This window comes from Curtobacterium sp. SGAir0471, from assembly GCF_005490985.1.
Classification (GTDB): domain Bacteria; phylum Actinomycetota; class Actinomycetes; order Actinomycetales; family Microbacteriaceae; genus Curtobacterium.
The window spans coordinates 1,279,361-1,299,555 of sequence record NZ_CP027869.1; the positions used below are offsets into that span (position 1 = coordinate 1,279,361).

Genomic DNA, 20,195 nt, shown 5'->3' on the forward strand with positions numbered 1-20,195 from the left:
GGGCTCAGGTCGGGAACGGCCAGGGCCCGCCGTCGTCGTACGGTTCGGCGAGGTCGATGCCCTCGGCCTGAGCGATGCGGCGGAGCTTCCGGTCGAAGGTGGCGAGCTGACCGTGCACAGCTTGCGCCGTGACCAGGACGACCGCATCGGGCATGCGGAGACGAGAGCTGGCGCGGATGTCTGCCGCCCGGCGTGCGGTACGACCCGTGACCGGGACGATCCTCACGCCGAGCCGCTCGATGGTGCCGCGCTCTCGATCGGCGTGCCCGCGGGAGGCCGGTCGCACGAGCATCTCGGCGAGGGTCAGAGCCGAGGTGCAGAACTCGTCCCACGCGTGGTCCTCGACCAGGTCGTACGCCCGCTCGTGCAGACCGTCACCCTCGTCGAGGAGCGCGATCACGACGTTCGCATCCAGGACCATCACCGCGTCAGTTGCCTGCGCCGGGGTCTCGCCGGCCCGTTCGACCAGACACCTCGGCTGTCGCCGAAGGACCCGCCGAGGGTGATCTCGGCGCCGTTGCGCAGGCGGAACGTGGACGTCGCCGTGGTGCGGTCATGCCGGACGACTCCGGCTCGCGGGGGTTCGAGATCGGTGTGGGAACCGACGTCCGGATCGCTGTCGGGCTCGGCAGGGGACGGCGTCAGAAGGCTGACGATCGGGGTCTGCGGCGCGGGACGCGGCTGGGCGGAGCGGCTGGGTTCGACGAACATGCGGCGACGGTACCGGCGCAGGCACCCGGTCACGAAGGAGTTCGTATGTCGCCGCTCAGGTGAGCAGGGACCGGATGTCCTCGGCGGTCAGGTCGTCGGCGAACAGGGCGTCGTCGTCAATCATGGTCGCGAAGAGCTCTGCCTTCTTGGCCGCGAGGGCGAGGACCTTCTCCTCGATGGTGTCCTCGGCGATGAAGCGCTGCACGTTCACCGACCGGGTCTGTCCGATGCGGTGCGTCCGGTCCACCGCCTGCGACTCGGCGGCCGGGTTCCACCACGGGTCGAGCACGAAGACGGTGTCCGCCTCGGTCAGGGTCAGCCCGAAGCCGCCGGCCTTCAGCGAGATGAGGAACGCGGGCGCGCTGCCGGTCCGGAAGCGGTCGATGACCTGTGGGCGCTTCCGGGTCGACCCGTCGAGGTACTCGTAGCCGATGCCCCGGGCGTCGAGCGCCTCGGCGACCATCCGGAGGAACGTCGTGAACTGGCTGAACACCAGGGCGCGGCGGCCCTCGGCGGCGAGCTGTTCGAGCTCGTCGAGCAGCAGGTCGAGCTTCGCCGAGGGAACGGGCTCGGCAGCGACGTCGCCGTCGGCGTCCTGGTCCGCCTGGTGCACGAGTGCCGGTGACAGCGCGAGCATCCGGAGGAGCGTCAGCGACCGGAAGACGATCATCCGGTTGCGCGCCAGGTCGTCGATGAGGTCGAGGACCTTCAGGCGCTCCCGGTTCAGGGTCGTCTCGTACAGCGCGCGGTGCGCGGGGTCGAGCGTCACCCGGACGACCTGTTCCTGCTTCGGGGGCAGGTCGGCGGCGACGCTCTCCTTCGTCCGCCGGAGCATGAGCGGGCGGATCCGACGCCGGAGTCGATCGGTGAGCTCCTTCCGCGCGTCCCCGCGGAGGTCGGGGGAGCCGAGCGGCTTGACGTAATCGTCCCCGAAGCGCGACCACGACGACAGCAGCCCCGGCGCGACGATGTGGAACAGCGCCCAGAGGTCGGTCAGCCCGTTCTCGAGCGGCGTCCCGGTGATCGCGAACTTCACCGGCGCGGGCAGGTCGGCCGCGACGCGGTGGGTCTGCGACTGCGGGTTCTTCACGAACTGTGCCTCGTCGAGCACGAGCGCGGACCAGGACACCGCCGTGTACTCGGCGGCGTCGAGCCGGAGGAGCGCGTACGAGGTCACGACGACGTCCGACTCGGCGGCGGCGCGGGCGACCCGGGCGTGGTCCTTGAGCGAGGTCGCGGTGACGGTGGTCACTCGCAGCGACGGGGTGAAGCGTGCTGCCTCGTCCGCCCAGTTGCCGACGACAGACGTCGGCGCGACGACGAGGAACGGCGGCGCGTCGGGCTCGGAGGCGCGTGCTGCGGCGATCATCGCGAGCACCTGCAGGGTCTTGCCGAGGCCCATGTCGTCCGCGAGCACCCCACCGATGCCGTGCTCGCGGAGGAAGCGGAGCCAGGCGTACCCGGCGTGCTGGTACGGCCGGAGCTCGGCGTGCACGGTCTCGGGAACGGGCACCTCGTCCGGCGGCGCAGCGTCGAGCAGGCCCGCGGCGATCCGCTGCCAGCGTTCGTCGTGCTCGGTCTCGTCGGCGAGCTGGTCGAACTCGGACCACAGCCCGGCCTGCAGTGGGGTCACGGTCAGGGCCTGGTCGGGCTCCCACTCGTCGAGTTCGCGCGCCTCCTCGATGAGCTCCTTGAGCCGGTCGAACGTCGGGTCCGCCAGCGACAGGTACGAGCCGTCGATGAGCTTCATGCGGCGGTCGCGCTTCGCCAGCGCGCGGAGCAGCGGGGTGAAGGGGATCTGCCGCCCGTTCACGGTGACGAAGATGCCGAGGTCGAACCAGTCGTGCTTCTCGGACGGCATCGTGGTGACGCGGATGTGCGGTCGCCCGGTCAGCCGTTCGTGGTCGCCCGGCTCACCCTGCACGACCGTCCGGACGCCGTGCGCGGGCAGGGCCGGCAGCAGCTCCGTCGCGAAGACGGCGACGTCCGCACCGTCGACCGTGCCGTCCTCGAACCAGGCGAGACCACCGCCGGGGCCGGGAGGCGCGGATCGCCCGCCGTCGTCGGCCTGCGTCGACGGGTCGGCCGGGTCGTCCGCGGCGCGCACCCCCGTCAGGTCGGGGAGCGGGCCGTGCAGGGCGACCGGGTCCTTCCGCCCGTCGACGTGCCACCGCCACTGCAGGTGCAGGCGGTCGTCGGTGCGCGGTGCCCGGGCGGGCTCGAACGTCGCCGTCAGGACGAGTTCGGGCGGGGTCCGCTCGGGCAGTTCCACCGAACCGTCCGAGCTCACGAGACCGAGGGCACCACGGAGCTTCGGCGACCAGTCGGCGAGGAACTCGTCCACCGCGTCGGCCGGCACCGTGATCCGCGCCCCCTCGACGAGCATCCGGCGCTGGTCGGCCGGGACGGGCGCGGCGGTCGGCGCGAGGGTGACGTGGAACTCCGGGCTCTCGCGGAACGCGTAGACACCGCGGTCGCCGATCGTCCGCGCCGACCCCTCGGGCACCGGCCGTCCGTCGACGACCGCGCTCGCGCCGATGACCAGCGCGCCGTCGTGTCGGACCGCGTCGAGCAGCACGCGCGCCTCGGCCCCGAGGACCGCTCCGCCCTCGCGCTTGCCGGTCACGAAGGTGATGCCGAGGTCGTGCGCCTGCTGCAGGAGCGGCCAGAGCAGCGGGCTGCCGAAGTCGTCGAGGTGGATCCAGTCGCTCTCGCCCGGCAGCCCCGCGAGCTGTCCGGCGCGGTGCAGCGCGGAGAACTGCAGGAACCAGGCGTGCTGCTCGGGGGCGATGCCGAGTCGGTTCATCGAGTAGGGGAGCGTGCCCCAGGTGAGCTGCCCGCGGACCCAGTTGCCGGCGGCGCTGCGGGTGACCGGTCGGACGCCGAGCCGCACGCTGCGTGCGCGGGACGGGAGCGGCCGACCGGCGGCTCGCGCACGGGAGGCGAGCGCGGCGGGGACCGCGTCGCGCAACTCGAACTGCAGTCCCATCGGCGTGCCCTGCGGGGCGACCGCCTGGTCGTCGTCACCGGCGAGGCGGGCGAGGTCGAGCCTCCAGTCCGGGGCGGGTGGAGCGGTCGGCGGCGTCGCTGCCCGCGGCTCGGCGGCGAGGGCCCGCGCGTTGATGGTGAGGAGCGCGGCGGCGACGTGCTTGCAGTCGCCGCCGAGCGGGCAGGAGCAGGTGCTGCGGACCGGGCGGACGAACTCGCCGCGGGCGACGGTCGTCTCGACGCGGAGCTCGTACGGGTCGTCGGCGGATCCGGAGACGGTCGCGGTGACCGTGCCGTCGTCGTCGTGCCAGGTGGCGTCCTCGACCAGACCGGCGCGGACGACGTCGCGGGCGCGGCCGAAGGTCTGCGGCCCGACGAAGCGGATGACGTCGACGGCGTCGATCATCGGGGCGGCGGGCACGGGTCCATGCTGCCAGTCGCTACCGACCTCCGCTGCTGGCCCTCCGCTGCCGGCCCTTCGCTGCTAGCGTGGGCGGGCGCCGGACGGCGCGCGACACGAGGGGGATCGCATGGGGAACGCAGCGCGCGGAGCAGTCGTGGTGGCAGGGGCGGTGGCGACGGTGGTCGCCCTGTCGGGGTGCAGCGTGCTGGGCACGGGGGCACGGACAGGCGAGGCGCCGGCCTCGAGCGCGAGCGCGACGACGGCGGCGACGCCCGGCAAGGCGTCGTGCGACCTGGCGTCCGGGACCGGGTCCGTGTCGATCGAGGAGACCGCGGACGCCTACCGCGTCGAGTGGAGTGGCGTGCCGACGGACGACGACGGGGCACGGCAGGAGTACCAGGTGCAGCTCGGCACCGCGTCGCAGGACGACCACGTCACGATGTACATCGAGTTCGACAGCATCACCGGGGCGACGACCTACGGGTGGTTCGACCCGGACACCCTCGACGTCGATCCGGTGCCCGGTGAGCCGGACACGTCGGCCGGCACCATCGTCGGTACCTTCCCCAAGCAGCACGAGATCGACGCTGCGTGGTGGTCGCCGTCCTGGTCGAAGACCGGCGGCGGGGACTCGACGACCACCTACTGCAGCGAGGACGGCCAGGTCCTCGACTGGACGCCGCTCGCCTGACGGGACGTGTCCGCGTCCCGTTCTGGGGGCGTCGCTGACAGCGGCTCAGGTGCAGGATCGATGCGTGCTGCAGTCGCTGGTCTACATGAGTTCCGCCACCGAGCCCTTCGACGAGGGTGACCTCGAGGCGGTGCTCGAACACGCCCGGACGCGGAACACCGCCGACGGCCTGACCGGCATGCTCGTGCACCGTGGCGGACGCTTCATGCAGCTGCTCGAGGGGCCGTACGACGCCGTGATGGCGACCTACGCGCGGATCGTCGCTGACGAACGGCACGACGAGCTGCGGCTGCTCGTGGAGGAGTCGATCCACACGCGGCGGTTCCCGGACTGGTCGATGGCGTACGACCGCGAGACCGACGGTGTCGACGTGCCCGAGGGGTTCAGCACGTTCCTCGACCAGGGGGACCAGAGCGCTGACCAGAGCCGCTCACGCGAGCTGCTGCGGTGGTTCCGGAACCACCCGATGGCGGACCCGACGGCGGCGAAGGGCAAGCACCGGCGCGATGGCTGAGCCCGGCTGACGACCGGTGGAGCGGCTGGTCCGGGGGCGGTGGGTCGTCGGTCCATACTGGTTCGGTGACGACACTGCGAGGCAGGATCCGCTCGACCGAGACGCGTGAGGCCGAGGGCTACGCCGACTCCGTCGTGGCCGCCAAGGAGGCAGCGATCGCCGCACTCGACCTGGACGGGTTCGAGCTGACGCAGACGAACGCGGTCGAGAGCAAGGCGACGGGGGAGACCACGATCAAGGCGACCGCGCGCTCGACGGAGACACGCGAGCACGAGGCGTCGGGGCCGAACTACGAGGCGGCGCTGGCGGCGTACCGGAACACGGTGCCCGAGGGGTGGCAGGCGCAGCACGTGTGGGTGGTGGCGGAGTAGCCGTCCCGGCGCTCAGCGCTGGTCCGCAGCGAGCTTGCTGTGCTTCCGCGAGTACCCGAAGTACACGCCGAGCCCGATCGCGAACCAGATCGCGAACCGCACCCACGTCTCCCACTGCAGGAACGTCACGAGCCACAGCGACGCGATGACCCCGATGATCGGCACGACGGGCATGAACGGGAGCTTGAACTGCCGGTCGAGGTCGGGCTGTCGGTAGCGGAGCACGATCACCGCCGAGCAGACGACCACGAACGCGAGCAGGATCCCGATGTTGGTCAGCTCTGCGACGACCCCGATCGGCAGCACGCCCGCGAGCACCGCCGACGCGATGCCGAGGATCCAGGTCACCCGGGTGGGCACGTGCCGCTTCGGGTCGGTCTTCGCGAACCACTTCGGCATGAGCCCGTCCCGGCTCATCGAGAACCAGACGCGCGAGGCACCGAGCATGAACGTCACGAGCACGGTCACGATGCCGACGATCGCCCCGATCGCGATGACGTTCGCGACGCCGCCGAGCCCGACGGACGCGAACGCCGACGAGAACCCGGACGCGGGGTCGATGTCGGTGTACTTCTGCATGCCGGTGAGCACGAGCGTCGCCAGGACGTAGAGCACCATCGCGATGCCGAGCGACAGCAGGATCGCCTTCGGCATGTGCTTCCGGGCGTCGGTGGACTCCTCGGCGGCGGTCGACATGGCGTCGTAGCCGAACACGGCGAAGAACACGGTGGCGGCGCCGGTCATCACCCCGCCGAAGCCGAACGGGAAGTACGGCGAGTAGTTCGCGCTGTTGATGTGGAACACCCCGAGCACGACGATGAAGACCACGAGGCCGACCTTGATCGCCACGGCGACGAGCTCGAACCGGGCCGCGCTGCGGATGCCCCGGGTCAGGACGAACGCGGTGAGCAGGCAGAGCAGGATCGCGAACACGTCCACGACGTGGCCGTCCCCGGTCCCGGGCGCGCCGAGCATCCACGCGGGCAGGTCGACGCCGATCTGCCCGACCAGGAAGCCGACGTAGCCGGAGATGCCGATCGCGACGACGGCGACGATCGCGGTGTACTCGAGCAGCAGGTCCCAGCCGATGAACCAGCCGACGACCTCGCCGAGCACGGCGTACCCGTACGTGTAGGCGCTGCCGGCCTTCGGGATGAGCCCGGCGAACTCGGCGTAGGACAGTGCGGCGGCGGCGCTGGCGACCCCGGCGATGAGGAAGCTGATGAGCACGGCGGGCCCGGCGACCCCGTTGGCGACGGTGCCGGCCAGGGTGAAGATACCGGCGCCGATGATGCCGCCGATGCCGATGGCGGTGAGCTGCCACAGCCCGAGGTGCCGTTTCAGGCCGCCCTCGCCCTCGGGCCCGTCGTCGATCGTGTCGATGGGCTTCCGTCGGAAGATCCCCTGTGTCGTCGTCGTCACGCGCCCACTCTGCTCCTTCTGCGGCGGCGGTGGTAGACCCGGCAGCATGCGTCGTGCAGCTCGTGTCGAACCCGGTCCCGGTCAGGAGTCCGTCTGGGACTACCCGCGTCCTCCTGCGGTGGAGGCGGTCCCCGAACGGGTCGTCGTGCGGCTCGGCGGCGAGGTCGTCGTCGACACGACCGATGCGGTCCGGGTGCTCGAGACCTCGCACCCGCCGGTGTACTACGTGCCGATGTCGGGGGTGGAGCTGCGTCCGGCGCAGGGCTCGAGCATGTGCGAGTTCAAGGGACGTGCCCGCTACTTCGACGTGGTCGGCGGGGACGGGGTCGTCGCGCCGCGGGCGGCCTGGAACTACCCGACGCCCGAGCCCGGGTACGAGGACCTGCGCGACCGGATCGCGATCTACCCGTCCGCGATGGACTCGTGCGAGGTCGGTGGCGAGGTCGTGCAGGCGCAGGAGGGCGACTTCTACGGCGGGTGGATCACGTCGCGGGTGGTCGGACCCTTCAAGGGCGGGCCGGGCACGCTCGGCTGGTGACCACGCGCCGAACCGAGCCGCGTCGGGCGGGCCGGGCACGCTCGGCTGGTGACCTTGCGCCGGACCGGACCGGCGGGGCGGACGTGCCCCGAGCCTCCATGCCGACGTCGAGCGGTGGTCGGCCGCCGTCAGCGGCGTGCGTAGGGCGACCAGAACGGCGGTGGGAAGGCCCCGTCCGTCGCGAAGGTGAGCAGCTGCCAGCCCATCATCACCAGGCCGAGTGCCCCGAGCACCAGGCCGATCCACGCCCAGGCGCGCACCGCTCGTCGGCGCCCGGCGAGGTGCGCGGCACGGAGACCGCAGAGGACGCAGACGGCGCCGAACACGACTTCGAGGGTGACGTGCCGCGCCATGTCGGCGGCAGGCACGATGATGCCCATCCAGAGCGAGAGGGGGGCGAGCAGCACGGCGACGGTCGCCAGGACGGCGGGCGGTTCGTGGTCGCGAGCGCCGGCTGCCATGGGTCCGAACCTACCGACGTGACGTGCGTCTCGCGCGCCGACGCGGACCGCCGCGTTGCGCGCTGCCCTGCGACGCGCCGGACGGCTGTCGAACGAGCGAGCACGATGGGGGCATGCGTTCCTTCGTCCGTGTCCTCCTCGGCGCCGCGCTCGTCTTCGCGGGCACCAGCCACCTCACCTTCGCCCGTCGTGACTTCCGTGCCCAGGTGCCGGACTTCGTGCCGCTCGACACGGACACGACGGTGCTCGCCTCGGGCGTGGCGGAGATCGGGCTCGGGAGCGCGCTCCTGTTCACGCCGCGTCGCCGCCGGAAGACCGTCGGCACGATCGCGGCGCTGTTCTTCACGGTGATCTTCCCGGGGAACCTGTCGCAGTGGGTGAACCGCCGCGACGCCTTCGGGCTCGACACGGACGAGAAGCGCGTCGCTCGACTCTTCGGGCAGCCGCTGCTCATCTGGGCGGCGCTCTGGTCGACGCGCGGGTCCGGGTCGCGCTGATGTCCGCCCCGGCTGCGTCGCAGGACCCGGACGTGACGTCCGGGTCGGTCGGCGTGGCCGGTACATCTGGTCGTGCTGTGTCGTCGGGGTCGGCAGTGGCGTCGGGGTCGGCAGTGTCATCGGGGTCGGCTGCGTCGGCCGCGTCGGCTGCTTCGTCGGTTGCGTCTGCGTCGTCGCCCGGATCGTCCGGCCGGGAGGCACGGCTCGCCGCCCGCACACCCCGTCATGTCGTCGACGTGGTCGCCACGGTGCTGCTGCTCGCCCTGCTCGCGGTCGAGTCGGTGGCCGCCGGGGGCGGCATCGTGTTCCTGTCGCTGGCGTTCCACTCGTGCGCCGCCCCGGGCAACACCTGCGACGCCGGCCTCGGTACCGGGGTCGTGACCGTCGGGCCGGTCCTCGTGGCCCTGGTGCTCGTCGGCACGGTCGTCGGCTGCGTGCTGCGGCTCGTCCGTCGACGCCTCGCCTGGCCCCTGGCACTCGTCGGGATCGCGGCGCAGGTCGTCGTGTTCTTCGCCGCGTTGCTGCTCGTCGACGCTGCGGTCCAGCACGGGTTCTGACCGTCCTCCTGCACAGGCAGTCGTCGCCGCGCGTGCGTCCACAGATCATCGATCGGCGCTGCTGCCGAGCGAGGTCGTCCCGCAGGCTCGGAGCATGTCAGGAACCGATCTGCTCGACCAGCTGTTCACCACGTCCGCCCGGACCGACGCCGACGTCGTCGCGCTCGCCTCCGGCGTCGTCGGACGCCCGATCCGGAGGCAGTGCTGGGTGCTCTTCCTCGACGAGCGGGCCGTCCCGGTGCCGTTCCTGCTGCCCGTGTCCGATCTGCCGCTGCAGCCGGACGAGCACGTCGAGGACTTCGCCACGCTCGTCGCCGAGGTCTGCGTCGACAACGCCGCGGCCGAGGTCGTGCTGGCGTGGGAACGGCCGGGCGAGACGCAGCTGTTCCCGGTCGACTGGGAGTGGATCGACGCCTGCGCGTGCGCCTTCGCGGAGCGGGCGGTGCGCCTGCGCGGGCAGGTCGTGGTGAACGCCACGGGGGCGTCGATGGTCGAGCTCCACGACGCCGAGGAACTCGGGCCGATGCTGCGGTGACCTCAGCCCTGCGGAGCGGTGTCGGGCACGGTCTGCCCGGTCAGTCCCTCGACGACGGCCTTCGCCTCCGGCCAGAACTTCGCGTAGTGGTCCGGGTCTGCGTTGATCTGCACCGCGTGCGCCATCTGCGTCGGGGTCATGGTCTTCCACCCCGGCGTCTTGACGAGCTTCGTGTAGAACATCGTCGCGGCGGTGTACGGGTCCATCCGCTGCTCGTACGTGCCCCACGCGCCGTTGTCGCGCTGCTGGAACAGTCCGCGGCTGTCCGGTCCGACGGCGTCCCCGTGGTCGAGGTTCACCAGGCTCGACTCACCGATCGCGGTCATCACGCCGACGGCCTGGGTGTGCGGGCCGATGCCGAGCGCCTGTGCGGCCTCGATGACGTAGGCCGCGTTCACCAGGCGGTCCTGGCAGAAGCCGGCGACGGGGCCCGCGGGCACCACGATCCCGCCGACGGTGCGCGAGGCGACCTCGGGGCACGCAGGTTCGGCGGAGACGGACTTCGCGGCGCCGGTCAGCGAGTGCACCGCGATGACGACGACCACGACGACCCCGATGACGGCTGCGACCACGCCTGCCCCGAACACCGAGGCGATGGTGATGCCGGCGCGGCGCATGTCGGGGTCCTTCCGGGCGGGTGGTCCGTCCGGAGTGCCGGACGGGCGGGAGCAGAGCACGACGAGCGTACGGTCACCGGCTGGGAACCGCAGCCGCCCGATCGGGGGTGTCGGCGGCCGTGACCGCTGCCCGCCTGCGTTCGGCTCCCCGCACGTCGGCCCGTTCGTCCGCTGCTCAGTCGCGCTTCCGCCCGTCGCGCTTCCGCCCGTCGCGGAAGGCCATCGACAGCGAGATCACGACGATCGCCCCGATGGAGATCGCGAAGATGATCTCGCTCGCGTCCATCAGCCGTCCCGTCGGTCGTCGTGCCGCCCGTCGTGCTTGCCGTCGCGCCGCCCGTCGATGCGCTCGGCGCCGTCGACGCGCTCGGAGTGGTCCCCGTCCTCGTGGTGGCGGTGTCCGGTTCCCGGTCGGACGACCGCGGTCGGCTCGGTGACGAGGCCGGTCGGTGCCTTCTCGGTCTGCTTGCGCCCGTGCGTGAACCAGGTGAGGAGCCAGAGCAGGACGCCGAGTCCGAGCAGCGCGCCGGCGATCTGGTACTGCTGGGGATCACGACCGGACGAGAACGGCAGCACCAGCCACAGACAGGTCACGACACCGATCACCGGGATCACGACGCCGGCCCGGAAGTGCTCGTGCCCGACGCGATCTCGCCGCAGCACGAGCACCGACAGGTTCACGACCGCGAAGACCGAGAGCAGGAGCAGCGACGTCGTGCCGCCGAGGACCACGACGATGGGGGAGTCCGGGTCGAGCGAGACCCACCCGATGAGCAGGAGCGAGATGAGGGTGGTGAAGACGATCGCGGTCGAGGGGGTGCGACGGGCCGGCGAGACCCGCGACAGGAACCCGGGCAGCACGCCCTGCTTGCTCATGCCGTACAGCAGTCGGGACGCCATCATCATGTTGATCAGCGCCGTGTTGGCGACCGCGAACATCGAGATGAACGGCAGCAGGTCGGCGATGGGGAAGTCCGGTGCCGCGGTCTGCACGACCGTGACGAGCGGGGTCTCGTTGCCGGCGAGCTCACCGATCGGCACGACGGCGACGGCGCAGATCGACACGAGCACGTAGATGACCGCCGTGATGCCCAGGCCGGTGAGCATCACCTTCGGGAAGATCCGCGACGGGTCCTTGGTCTCCTCGGCCATGTTCACCGAGTCCTCGAAGCCGACCATCGCGAAGAACGCCAGCGAGGTCGCGGTGGACACCGACAGCAGGAGGGTCTTGTCCTCGGGGGTGTCGAACATCACCACGCGAGAGAAGTCCGCGTTGCCGCCGGCGATCGCCCAGAACCCGATGAGGATCACCATCACCAGACCGGACAGCTCCACCAGGGTGAGCACGACGTTCGTCTTGACGCTCTCGCTGACGCCCCGGAAGTTGACCGCCATCACCGCGAGCATGAAGCCCATCGCGATGAGCATCACGACGCTGTTCGGCAGCTCGAGACCGAAGCCCGCGCCGAGGTTCGCCGCGAAGGCCCGCGACGCCGTGCTCGCCGACGTGATGCCGGAGCACATCACGATGAACGTGACGATGAAGGTGACGAAGTGGATGCCGAACGCCTTGTGGACGTAGAGGGCGGCGCCCGCGGTCTGCGGGTACTTCGTCACGAGCTCCAGGTACGAGAACGCGGTGAGCAGGGCGACCGCGAACGCGATGAGGAAGGGGAGCCACGCGGCACCGCCGACCTCTGCGGCGACCTGACCGGTCAACGCGTAGACACCCGTTCCGAGGATGTCGCCGACGATGAAGAGCAGCAGCAGCTTGGGGCCGATGACGCGCTTGAGCGTGGGTTGCTCCTGCTGCGTCGCGTCCGACTTGGTGGTGGTCATACGTCAGCCTTTCCCGAGGGATGGCACTCTGTCTACTCTCACAGGAAGATCGCCGCTGCCTGCAACACGCCCGTTGCCTGGATCACGCGGCCGCTCTCGGGTGCCGATCGCTACGCTCCGGGACATGTACGACGATGCCGACACCACCGAAGAACCCGTCGAGTTCGCCGACTTCAACGCCAAGCTGCTCGTGCTCGACGTCCTGTGCTACGACCTCGACGTGCTCGAGCCCTACGACGGTGACGCGGACGAGGACGCCGGCGAGGACCTCGACGTCGAGGGGCAGGACGACCGCGCCCGCGAGTACTACGACGACCTCGACCTGTTGCCGTCCCACCTGGCGCTGGTGACGGAGCTCACCGTCGACTCCGACCTCGAGGTCCTGCAGGACGTCCACCCCGGCTGGGACGGTTCCGACGACCGGTACGACCCGCAGAACTGGGACGACGTGCTCGACCTCCCGGCGCTGACGACCGTGTACGCCGCCGCGCCGCTGCCCGCGCACGTGGCCGAGCGCCTCGCTGCGAAGGGCGTCGAGGTCCGCTCCGCCTGACTCCGGGCGCGTGCGCCCGGGCAGCGACAGCTCGTGCGACATCACACGCGTCGAACGACACGTGCAATGTCCATCCATGCGCCCGCATCGGTTGCGTGCGCATGGTGCGACATCATCCTCGTCGAACGACGCGTGCGATGTCGACGTCGGCGTGCGAACAAGCCGCCCGGAGCCCGCGCGCCCCGCCCTACCGCTGCAGCGCCCGCACCTGCTCGGTGAACTGCGCGGCACCGCCCTGCGCCGGGTGCCGCACCGCCACGGCGTCGATGCCAGCCAGCGCGAGCGCGCCCTGGGCCTTCCGCCCGACGGCGACGACCCGCACCGGGTGTCCGGCGCCACGAGCGGCACGCAGCGCCTCGAGCAGCGCGAGCGCGACCGGAGCGCCCGAGCGCACCTCGGCCGGGCGCGGGGTCCGGTTGGTCAGCCGGTCGCCGGCGACGAAGGGGTGGTGCGGGAAGATCGCCCACGCCAGGGGGAGCGGCCCGGACCAGTCCTGCAGTGCCGCGTGCACGACCCGCGACGAGGCCTCCCACGGCGCGGTCGGCTCCGGCGGCACGAGCACGTCGAACCCGAGCATGTCGAGCTCCCGCATGCTCGTGAACGGGATGCCCGTGTTGGTCATGCCGCGCCAGCCGGGAGCCTCGGCGACGAGCACGGTGTCGGCCAGCGCTCCGACGTGGGACAGGTAGGACGCCAGGTTCGCCCGACGCAGCCGGCCCTCCGCCGAGTCGGTCGAGTAGAGCGCCTCGGCGTCCTCCGCCACCGGGACGGCATCGAGCGCCGCCCAGAACCCTCCGAGGTCGAGCGCCGTCACGAGCGCCCGACCTCCCGGCGGTAGACGTCCTCGAGCCCGGCTGCCGAACGCTCCCAGCTCAGTCGCTCGGCGTGCTCACGGCCCGCGGCGGCGAGCCCGGCGGCGTAGGAGGCGTCGGTCAAGATCCGCTCGATCTCGGCGGCCCAGTCGGCCGGGTCCCGCGACTCCAGCACGACGCCGGTCTCCCCGTCGACCACGGCCTCCCGCAGTCCACCGGCAGCGGCGGCCACGACCGGCACCCCGGAAGCGGAGCCCTCGAGCGCCACGAGCCCGTACGTCTCCGAGTGCGACGGCACGAGCACCGCCGCTGCGCCACGGAACAGGAAGGCCAGGTCGGCACGCGACTGCGGACCGACGAACGTCACGCGGTCGGCGATGCCGTGCGCGGCGGCGAGCCGACGCAGTTCGTCCACGTAGTCCCCCGCCTCGCTCGAGGCGTCGCCCGCGATGACGAGGGTGGGGCGCGCCTCCCGGCCGATGCCTGCGACCGCCTCGATCGCCAGGTCGAGCCCCTTGAGCGGCTGCACGCGTGCTGCGGCGACGACGTAGGGTGTCTCGGCACGGCGCGCACCCGCACCGGCGGGGCGGAAGACGGACCCGTCGACGCCCGGCGGGACGATCCAGGTGCGCGACTCGTCCCCGCCCAGCCGGGTGCGGACGGTCGCTGCCTCGGCCGACGACACCACGACCACGGCGTCGGACTCGCGCGCCAGCATGCGCTCACCTGCGGGACGGCCGGCGGACTCGGGACGCTCGCCCTCGGACAGCGGGGTGTCCGACTCGGCGGCGATGGAGTGGAAGGACTGCACGTGCGGGATGCCCCGCTCGCGAGCCACGGGCAGTGCAGCGACACCGGAGAACCAGTGGTGCGAGTGCAGCACGTCGTACGGGCCGAGCTCCTCGAGACCCGCCCGGAACGGCTCGATGAACGCGTCGTGCTCGCCCTTCGGCACCGGCTGCGCGGGACCGGCGGACAGGAACCGCAGGCACACGCCCGGCACGAGCGACACGCTGTCCGGCTGGGTCGGCGACGACCGCCGCGTGATGATCTCGACCTGGTGGCCGCGGTCCGCCAGGGCCTCGGCCTGGTGCCGGACGACGACGTTCATGCCGCCGACCTCGCCGGATCCGGGTTCGTCGCCGGGAGAGGTGTGCAGCGACACCAGCCCGATGCGCAGGGGTTCGGTCGTGGTGCTCACGGCGTCGAGCCTAGCCGCGCGGCCGCCGCTGGGACCCACGGGCGGGCGCCACCACGACGGGCCGGCGGCCCGCCTCGTCCGGCGGGTCGGACGGGAGGCCCGGATCGCCTCCCAGCAACTGCACCCGTCCGTCGCCGTGCCGCTCCCAGAACGCAGCGGTCCACGCACAGAGGGCGCCGTCGAGCAGGTCCTCCCGGTGCTTGTGCGTCGGCCCGTGCAGCACCGAGGGATCGGCGAGCCCGGCCGTCAGCGGGTGCGAGTCGAGCAGCAGCGGCGGGTCGAGCGGGGTCGTGCGCAGCCGGTGCACCAGGTCGTCGAAGGCCTCGGCGCGCCGCTGCCGGGCGACCGCGGCCGGGAGCTTCAGGTCGAGGCGCTTGTACCGCGGACGCTCCTCGTCGTAGCCGAGCTCCTCGACGCCCACGAGCGTCGTGTACGGGTAGCACTCGAACGCCGCCGGTCCGGTGCGCTCCCGCATCGCCGCCGTCGAGGACACGTACCCGACGCCGAGCTCCGTCAGCCGGTCGAGCAGCCGGGCGCCGGCGCTCGCCGCGGAGGCCAGGTTCGTCGGGTTCGCCGCGACCTTCCACCGGCCGTAGCGCTGTCCGACCTGCCGTTCGGCCTCGCGGATGCCGCTGGGGTTCGTCACCACGAGGGAGGCGTCGACCGCGATCAGGGTCCGGGGGCCGAGGTGCGCGGCGATCCAGTCCGTGACCGCATCGACCCCGCGGGCCCACCCGGCGTCGGTGATCGTGCCGTCGGCGTCCATCGCGACGAGCCCGGTCTCGTTGGCGGGCTTCCGGTCGCTGCCGAGTCCCCACGCCAGGTCCACCCCGAGGTACGCCGTCACCCCTCCATCGTGCCCGGAGTCGCCCCGTCCCGCCCGTGCCCCCACTCCTGTCTCGGCTGGACCGTCCCGAGCGGCCGGTTCCCGACGCCGAACGGGCAGGACACGCCGTAGGTCCTGCGCCGAGCGGGTGCAACCCGTCGCCCGCGGGCGTCGAGCGTGACAGATCTGGCCCGCTCGGCGGGAAGAGGGCGGAACGACGGCGGGACGACGGTGGGCACCGGAAGTCGGGGGCGACCGCAGCGCCGGCCGTGTACGGTCCGCTGCATGGCGAGCGAGGCGACGACGCTGACGGTCCCGGGCCCGGACGGCGACCGGGAGGTCCGGATCAGCAGCCCGTCGCGCGTCCTCTTCCCCGAGGTTGGCATCACGAAGCTCGACCTCGCCGAGTACCTGGTTGCCGTGGGGGAGCCCTTCGTCCGGGCGAACGGGGACCGCCCGGTCTCCCTGCAGCGGTTCGGGTCGGGCATCGACGGCGAGTCGTTCTTCTCGACGAACCCGCCGAAGGGCGCCCCCGGGTACGTCCGCGACGTCACGGTGACCTACCCGAGCGGCCGGTCGCACCCGCAGCTCGTGATCGACGAGCCGGCGGTCGCAGTGTGGGCAGCGCAGATGAACACCGTCGTGTTCCACCCGTGGGCCTCCCGCGCCGAGGACAGCGACCACCCGGACCAGCTCCGCATCGACCTCGACCCGCAGCCGGGCACGGACTTCCGAGACACCGTGCCGGTCGCGCACGAACTCCGGACGGTGCTCGCCGAGGTCGGGCTCACGGCGTGGATCAAGACGAGCGGCAACCGCGGCCTGCACGTCTTCGCCCCGATCCGCCCCGAGCACGAGTTCCTCGACGTCCGGCACGCGGTGATCGCGGCGGCGCGGGAGCTCGAGCGGCGGATGCCCGACCGGGTCACGACGGCGTGGTGGAAGGAGGAACGCGGGCAGCGCGTGTTCGTCGACTTCAACCAGGCGAACCGCGACCGCACGATGGCCGGCGCCTACAGCCCGCGGGCCCTCGCCCACGCGAGTGTGTCGACGCCGATCACGTGGGACGAGCTCGACGTCGCTGACCCGACGACCTTCACGGTGCGGACGGTTCCGGAGCGCCTGGCGGCCGTCGGCGATCCGTGGCAGACCATGCACGAGGAGCCAGGCGACATCGCCCCGCTGCTCGCGTGGTGGGACCGTGACTTGGCGGACGGACTGGGCGAGCTGCCGTTCCCGCCGGACTTCCCGAAGATGCCCGGTGAGCCGCCGCGCGTCCAGCCGTCACGCGCGAAGAAGGCCTGAGCGTCGGAGCAGACCCGGGCGGAGCGGCAGCCCAGGGCGGGTCAGGCCGCGGCGACGTCCTCGGCGCGCTGCTCCGGCTTGGCGACCCGGCTGGTGTGCATCGGCAGGGTCACGCTCGCCGTGTGCAGCCGCGTCAGGCGGGACCAGGTGCCGCGGTTGGCGTCGCTGATGCCGTCGATGATCATGTCCCGCTCCCGTCTCCTGCGCGCCTCCGGATCCCCGTCCGGAAGTCACTAGTTAGCCTAACTACTGCGAGCATATTGGCGAGCGACGGGTGGTGCAAGCGCTAGGACAAGACGTCGCGGAGGTCGTACGCAGAAGGGACATCGAGCTGCTCGAACCCGCACGACCGGGCGTCGCGATCCGGCCGCCACCGCTCGAACTGCACCGTGTGCCGGAACCGGTCGCCCTCCATCTGGTCGTACCGCACCTCGAGCACGCGCGACGGTTCGAGCCGGACGAACGAGGTGTCGCGACCCGACGAGAACCGCGACCGTTCCCCGTCACCGGTGACGGGCCTCCCGTCCGCATCGCGGAGCACGACGGGCTCGAGTTCCTCGACCAACTGCTGGCGACGACGGTCGGTGAAGGCGGAGACGCCGCCGACCTGCCGGATCTCGCCGTCCGCGTCGTACAGCCCGACGAGCAGCGAGCCGACCCCGCTGCCGCTCTTGTGCACGCGGTACCCGATCGCGACGACGTCGGCGGTCCGGTGGTGCTTCACCTTGAGCATGGTGCGCTTGTTCGGCTCGTAGGCCTTCGCCCGCGGCTTCGCGACGACGCCGTCGAGCCCGGCGCCCTCGAACGTGGTGAGCCACTCCCAGGCGAGGTCGACGTCGAGCGTGGTCCGGGTGACGAACAGCGGGTCGGTCATGCCGTCCGCGAGGGCCTCGAGCCGCGCACGCCGCTCGTCGAACGGCAGGTCGAGGAGCTCCGCGCCGTCGGCCGCCAGCAGGTCGAACGCGACGAACTGCGCCGGGGTCTCGACGCTGAGCTTCCGGATCCGCGACTCGGCGGGATGGATGCGCTGCGACAGGGCCTCCCAGTCGAGGTGCTCGGCGCCCGACTCGCCGCTCCGCAGGACCACCTCGCCGTCGAGCACGACCGGGTGCTCGCGTCCGCCGAACTGCGCGCGGAAGGCCTCGACGAGCTCCGGGAAGTACCGGGTCAGCGGCTTCGACCCGCGGCTGCCGATGGTGACGTCGTCGCCGTCGACCGTGACGACCCCGCGGAAGCCGTCCCACTTCGGTTCGTACCGCAGGCCGCCGCGGACGCTGTCGGGGTCGGGCACGGTGGCGACGGCCTTGGCGAGCATCGGTGCGATCTCCATGCGGCCTGTCTACTCGCGGGTGCTCCGGTGGACGGCCGGGCGGCGCGGCTCGGCTCGGTAGGTCCGCTCCGCTCTGCTCGTGGTCCGGCCGGGAGGCGCGGCACGGCCCCGGCACGCCCGCCCGGCCCTAGGGTGGTCGCGTGACGACCGTGCCCCCGCCGGCAGCGCCGGCACCGGAACCGATCAGCCCCGTGCAGGCCGCCGCGCTCCGCGTCGGCGTGCTGCCGCCCGTCGAGCAGGTCCGCCCCGGCACCTGGACGATCGCGGTGCCGTTCCGCGGAGGTGTGCCGGACGCGACCCTGTCGTACGTGCTCGAGGGGACGGACGGCGTGCTCACGGTGGTCGACCCCGGTTGGGCCGAGGACGACGACCTCGGGGTGCTCCGGGCAGGGCTCGCGGCGATCGGGCGGTCCGTCGACCAGGTCGGGCTCGTCGTCGTGACGCACCTGCACGCCGACCACCTCGGTGCTGCCGCCGCACTCCGACGTGCGAGCGGAGCCCGGGTCGCGATGCACCGGCTCGAGGTCGAGGCCCTGCACCGGGAGCGCGAGGACGCCGCCCGGAACGACGCCGACATCGCCCGATGGGGGCTGCCCGATGCGCTGGTCGCCGGTGTGGTCGCCGCCTGGGGGAGCGGGCGACGGATGGGGCTCGGGCGGACCGAGGAACCGCTCGCCGACGTGTTCGTCGAGGACGGCGACGTGCTGCCGATCCCCGGGCGCGAGGTCCGGGCCCTCTGGACACCGGGGCACACCGCCGGGCACCTCTGCCTCGTCGACGAGGCCGACGGGCTGCTGTTCACCGGCGACCACGTGCTGCCCCGCATCAACCCGGGCATCGGCCTCGGCGGGCGAACCGCGACGAACCCGCTCGGCGACTACCTGGCCTCGCTCGCGCGGCTCGAAGCGCACGCGGACCTCGAGGTCTGCCCCGGGCACGAGTACCGCTTCCGGGACGTCGTGACGCGTGCTCGGACCCTCGCTCGGCACCGCGAGGAGCGCTCCAGGCACGTCGCCGCAGCGCTCGACACCCTGACGGCACCGACCCTGTTCGAGGTGGCGTCCCGCGTGCCGTTCAGCGGCGGGATCGACGCGATGACGGGGTTCCTGCTCGCGAGCGCGCTGACGCAGACGGCCTTCCACGCCGACCTGCTCGGACGGGCGGACGAGATCCGTCCAGCCTGAGCGTCGGCGACGGCCGGCGGTGTCGGGAACCCGGCGGTGTCGGGCGACCGGCGGTGTCGGGCGACCGGCGGTGTCAGGCGACCGTCGCTGCGAGACGTTCGAGCGTCGTGCGGGCGTCCGCGAACTCGGCGGATGCGTGCTCGGCGAGCGGGGCGAGGTCCGGGATCCGGTCGGCGAGGGTGGCGCTGACGGTCACCGGGTACAGCTTCATGCCGAGCGCCGTCCCGAGGATCAGGTGCAGCACGGGCGAGCCGTGGTCCCAGGTCTCGGTCGGCGAGCCGGCGTCGTAGGTGGCTCCGCGGCTGACGACGCTCACGACGGGACGACCGGCGAGCGGCTGGACGTCACCGGCCAGCACCCCGGGGACGTGGATGCGGTCGATCCAGGCCTTGAGCGTCGACGGCACCGTGTAGTTGTACAGCGGCGCGCCCACCACGACGGCGTCGGCCGCGAGGAGCTCGTCGATGACCTCCTGCCGGAGTGCCTCGGCCTCGGGCGCGACGGACTCCTCGGGGGTGCGGTCGGCCGCTGCCCAGTGCAGCGCGGCCGACTCCAGGTGCGGGAGCTGGTCGACGTGCAGGTCCCGGCGCACCACGGTGTACTCCGGCCCGCGGGCGCGCCAGGCGTCGGCGAACGCGGCGGTCAGTGCGCGCGAACGCGAGTGGGCGAGGTCGGCTGAGGAGTCGATGTGCAGCAGGGTGGGCATGCGCCCACGCTACCGACGCCGGGGCGTGCCGGCGGGGAACGGAGACGGCCCCGTCGCACCGGGAGGGGTGCGACGGGGCCGTGGAGTGCCTCCCGTCCGTCACACCGGAGTGCGACGGACCGCAGGCGGCGTGA

23 protein-coding genes are annotated in these 20,195 nt (G+C 72.3%); 10 read left to right on the forward strand and 13 right to left on the reverse strand.

All coding sequences use genetic code 11. The features are described from left to right. Positions 1-4: 4 nt before the first annotated feature. From C1N91_RS05870 to C1N91_RS05880, 3 genes are read right to left on the reverse strand one after another with little or no spacing between them, the layout of a single operon-like run. Positions 5-421: a type II toxin-antitoxin system VapC family toxin gene (locus tag C1N91_RS05870; protein WP_254678401.1), complete on the reverse strand. Its 417-nt coding sequence runs from the start codon at positions 419-421 to the stop codon at positions 5-7. Beyond that, positions 421-711, reverse strand: coding sequence for a hypothetical protein (locus C1N91_RS05875; protein ID WP_137766987.1), 291 nt, complete (start codon positions 709-711; stop codon positions 421-423). The genes C1N91_RS05870 and C1N91_RS05875 overlap by 1 nt, the downstream gene beginning before the upstream one ends. A gap of 55 nt (positions 712-766) precedes the next feature. Further along, complete coding sequence (locus tag C1N91_RS05880) at positions 767-4,120, reverse strand: DEAD/DEAH box helicase (RefSeq protein ID WP_137766988.1); 3,354 nt, start codon at positions 4,118-4,120, stop codon at positions 767-769. 109 nt (positions 4,121-4,229) lie between these two features. On the opposite strand from C1N91_RS05880, the gene C1N91_RS05885 reads away from it, so the two are divergent. The 3 genes from C1N91_RS05885 (at position 4,230) to C1N91_RS05895 (ending at position 5,678) form a co-directional block, all read left to right on the forward strand. Then, on the forward strand, positions 4,230-4,793 hold the full coding sequence (locus C1N91_RS05885) for a hypothetical protein (protein WP_137766989.1): 564 nt from the start codon (positions 4,230-4,232) through the stop codon (positions 4,791-4,793). Positions 4,794-4,857: 64 nt separating this feature from the next. Further along, positions 4,858-5,307 (forward strand): BLUF domain-containing protein, encoded by a 450-nt coding sequence (locus C1N91_RS05890; RefSeq protein ID WP_254678365.1) that lies wholly within the window; start codon positions 4,858-4,860, stop codon positions 5,305-5,307. Positions 5,308-5,372: 65 nt separating this feature from the next. Further along, positions 5,373-5,678 (forward strand): hypothetical protein, encoded by a 306-nt coding sequence (locus tag C1N91_RS05895; RefSeq protein ID WP_137766990.1) that lies wholly within the window; start codon positions 5,373-5,375, stop codon positions 5,676-5,678. A 12-nt stretch (positions 5,679-5,690) separates the two neighbouring features. On the opposite strand, the gene C1N91_RS05900 is transcribed toward C1N91_RS05895, so the two are convergent. Then, positions 5,691-7,100 carry an amino acid permease gene (locus C1N91_RS05900; RefSeq protein ID WP_137766991.1) on the reverse strand — a complete coding sequence of 470 codons (1,410 nt, stop codon included), beginning with the start codon at positions 7,098-7,100 and terminating at the stop codon, positions 5,691-5,693. A gap of 46 nt (positions 7,101-7,146) precedes the next feature. Here C1N91_RS05900 and C1N91_RS05905 point away from each other — a divergent pair, with 46 nt between their 5' ends. Then, the gene (locus C1N91_RS05905; RefSeq protein ID WP_137766992.1) at positions 7,147-7,638 is read left to right on the forward strand and encodes a DUF427 domain-containing protein; all 492 of its coding nucleotides are present in this window, start codon (positions 7,147-7,149) and stop codon (positions 7,636-7,638) included. A 128-nt stretch (positions 7,639-7,766) separates the two neighbouring features. Here the strand turns inward: C1N91_RS05905 and C1N91_RS05910 are convergent, their stop codons facing one another. After that, positions 7,767-8,099 carry a hypothetical protein gene (locus C1N91_RS05910; protein ID WP_137766993.1) on the reverse strand — a complete coding sequence of 111 codons (333 nt, stop codon included), beginning with the start codon at positions 8,097-8,099 and terminating at the stop codon, positions 7,767-7,769. A gap of 113 nt (positions 8,100-8,212) precedes the next feature. Here C1N91_RS05910 and C1N91_RS05915 point away from each other — a divergent pair, with 113 nt between their 5' ends. From C1N91_RS05915 to C1N91_RS05925, 3 genes are all read left to right on the forward strand, one after another. Next, positions 8,213-8,596, forward strand: a complete 384-nt coding sequence (locus C1N91_RS05915) for a DoxX family protein (RefSeq protein WP_058727385.1) — start codon at positions 8,213-8,215, stop codon at positions 8,594-8,596. A 236-nt stretch (positions 8,597-8,832) separates the two neighbouring features. Beyond that, on the forward strand, positions 8,833-9,153 hold the full coding sequence (locus tag C1N91_RS17205; RefSeq protein WP_137766994.1) for a hypothetical protein: 321 nt from the start codon (positions 8,833-8,835) through the stop codon (positions 9,151-9,153). 94 nt (positions 9,154-9,247) lie between these two features. Then, positions 9,248-9,688 carry a hypothetical protein gene (locus C1N91_RS05925; protein WP_137766995.1) on the forward strand — a complete coding sequence of 147 codons (441 nt, stop codon included), beginning with the start codon at positions 9,248-9,250 and terminating at the stop codon, positions 9,686-9,688. 2 nt (positions 9,689-9,690) lie between these two features. Here C1N91_RS05925 and C1N91_RS05930 read toward each other — a convergent pair whose 3' ends face one another. After that, a complete protein-coding gene (locus C1N91_RS05930; RefSeq protein ID WP_137766996.1) occupies positions 9,691-10,305 on the reverse strand; it encodes a hypothetical protein in 615 nt (204 codons plus the stop codon). 285 nt (positions 10,306-10,590) lie between these two features. Further along, the gene (locus C1N91_RS05935; RefSeq protein WP_254678367.1) at positions 10,591-12,144 is read right to left on the reverse strand and encodes an APC family permease; all 1,554 of its coding nucleotides are present in this window, start codon (positions 12,142-12,144) and stop codon (positions 10,591-10,593) included. A 124-nt stretch (positions 12,145-12,268) separates the two neighbouring features. On the opposite strand from C1N91_RS05935, the gene C1N91_RS05940 reads away from it, so the two are divergent. After that, positions 12,269-12,697, forward strand: coding sequence for a DUF6892 domain-containing protein (locus tag C1N91_RS05940; protein ID WP_137766997.1), 429 nt, complete (start codon positions 12,269-12,271; stop codon positions 12,695-12,697). A 187-nt stretch (positions 12,698-12,884) separates the two neighbouring features. Here C1N91_RS05940 and C1N91_RS05945 read toward each other — a convergent pair whose 3' ends face one another. Genes C1N91_RS05945 through C1N91_RS05955 form a run of 3 tightly spaced genes read right to left on the reverse strand, consistent with a single transcriptional unit; the run spans position 12,885 to position 15,557 of the window. Continuing rightward, the gene (locus tag C1N91_RS05945; RefSeq protein ID WP_137766998.1) at positions 12,885-13,511 is read right to left on the reverse strand and encodes a uracil-DNA glycosylase; all 627 of its coding nucleotides are present in this window, start codon (positions 13,509-13,511) and stop codon (positions 12,885-12,887) included. After that, complete coding sequence (locus tag C1N91_RS05950; protein WP_137766999.1) at positions 13,508-14,710, reverse strand: glycosyltransferase; 1,203 nt, start codon at positions 14,708-14,710, stop codon at positions 13,508-13,510. Before C1N91_RS05950 ends, C1N91_RS05945 begins: the two co-directional genes overlap by 4 nt. A gap of 10 nt (positions 14,711-14,720) precedes the next feature. Beyond that, the gene (locus C1N91_RS05955; RefSeq protein ID WP_137767000.1) at positions 14,721-15,557 is read right to left on the reverse strand and encodes a DUF429 domain-containing protein; all 837 of its coding nucleotides are present in this window, start codon (positions 15,555-15,557) and stop codon (positions 14,721-14,723) included. A 264-nt stretch (positions 15,558-15,821) separates the two neighbouring features. On the opposite strand from C1N91_RS05955, the gene ligD reads away from it, so the two are divergent. Further along, positions 15,822-16,841, forward strand: coding sequence for a non-homologous end-joining DNA ligase (gene ligD, locus C1N91_RS05960; protein ID WP_137767001.1), 1,020 nt, complete (start codon positions 15,822-15,824; stop codon positions 16,839-16,841). Between the two features lie 41 nt (positions 16,842-16,882). On the opposite strand, the gene C1N91_RS16640 is transcribed toward ligD, so the two are convergent. Both C1N91_RS16640 and C1N91_RS05965 read right to left on the reverse strand, forming a co-directional pair. Beyond that, positions 16,883-17,026: a hypothetical protein gene (locus tag C1N91_RS16640; RefSeq protein ID WP_161968408.1), complete on the reverse strand. Its 144-nt coding sequence runs from the start codon at positions 17,024-17,026 to the stop codon at positions 16,883-16,885. Between the two features lie 101 nt (positions 17,027-17,127). Beyond that, the gene (locus C1N91_RS05965) at positions 17,128-18,171 is read right to left on the reverse strand and encodes an ATP-dependent DNA ligase (RefSeq protein ID WP_137767002.1); all 1,044 of its coding nucleotides are present in this window, start codon (positions 18,169-18,171) and stop codon (positions 17,128-17,130) included. Positions 18,172-18,311: 140 nt separating this feature from the next. Between C1N91_RS05965 and C1N91_RS05970 the strand changes: the two genes are divergently transcribed. Beyond that, positions 18,312-19,355 carry an MBL fold metallo-hydrolase gene (locus C1N91_RS05970; protein WP_137767003.1) on the forward strand — a complete coding sequence of 348 codons (1,044 nt, stop codon included), beginning with the start codon at positions 18,312-18,314 and terminating at the stop codon, positions 19,353-19,355. Positions 19,356-19,428: 73 nt separating this feature from the next. Here the strand turns inward: C1N91_RS05970 and C1N91_RS05975 are convergent, their stop codons facing one another. Continuing rightward, positions 19,429-20,061 (reverse strand): FMN-dependent NADH-azoreductase, encoded by a 633-nt coding sequence (locus C1N91_RS05975; RefSeq protein WP_137767004.1) that lies wholly within the window; start codon positions 20,059-20,061, stop codon positions 19,429-19,431. Between the last annotated feature and the right edge of the window lie 134 nt (positions 20,062-20,195).

Coding starts and splice junctions, on each gene's coding strand:
- C1N91_RS05925 (WP_137766995.1), top strand. CDS start 9,248: ATGTCAGGAACCGATCTGCTCGACCAGCTGTTCACCACGTCCGCCCGG.
- C1N91_RS05870 (WP_254678401.1), bottom strand. CDS start 421: ATGGTCCTGGATGCGAACGTCGTGATCGCGCTCCTCGACGAGGGTGAC.
- C1N91_RS05910 (WP_137766993.1), bottom strand. CDS start 8,099: ATGGCAGCCGGCGCTCGCGACCACGAACCGCCCGCCGTCCTGGCGACC.
- C1N91_RS05940 (WP_137766997.1), top strand. CDS start 12,269: ATGTACGACGATGCCGACACCACCGAAGAACCCGTCGAGTTCGCCGAC.
- C1N91_RS05965 (WP_137767002.1), bottom strand. CDS start 18,171: ATGGAGATCGCACCGATGCTCGCCAAGGCCGTCGCCACCGTGCCCGAC.
- C1N91_RS05905 (WP_137766992.1), top strand. CDS start 7,147: ATGCGTCGTGCAGCTCGTGTCGAACCCGGTCCCGGTCAGGAGTCCGTC.
- ligD (WP_137767001.1), top strand. CDS start 15,822: ATGGCGAGCGAGGCGACGACGCTGACGGTCCCGGGCCCGGACGGCGAC.
- C1N91_RS05975 (WP_137767004.1), bottom strand. CDS start 20,061: ATGCCCACCCTGCTGCACATCGACTCCTCAGCCGACCTCGCCCACTCG.
- C1N91_RS05885 (WP_137766989.1), top strand. CDS start 4,230: ATGGGGAACGCAGCGCGCGGAGCAGTCGTGGTGGCAGGGGCGGTGGCG.
- C1N91_RS05935 (WP_254678367.1), bottom strand. CDS start 12,144: ATGACCACCACCAAGTCGGACGCGACGCAGCAGGAGCAACCCACGCTC.
- C1N91_RS05915 (WP_058727385.1), top strand. CDS start 8,213: ATGCGTTCCTTCGTCCGTGTCCTCCTCGGCGCCGCGCTCGTCTTCGCG.
- C1N91_RS16640 (WP_161968408.1), bottom strand. CDS start 17,026: ATGATCATCGACGGCATCAGCGACGCCAACCGCGGCACCTGGTCCCGC.
- C1N91_RS05875 (WP_137766987.1), bottom strand. CDS start 711: ATGTTCGTCGAACCCAGCCGCTCCGCCCAGCCGCGTCCCGCGCCGCAG.
- C1N91_RS05930 (WP_137766996.1), bottom strand. CDS start 10,305: ATGCGCCGCGCCGGCATCACCATCGCCTCGGTGTTCGGGGCAGGCGTG.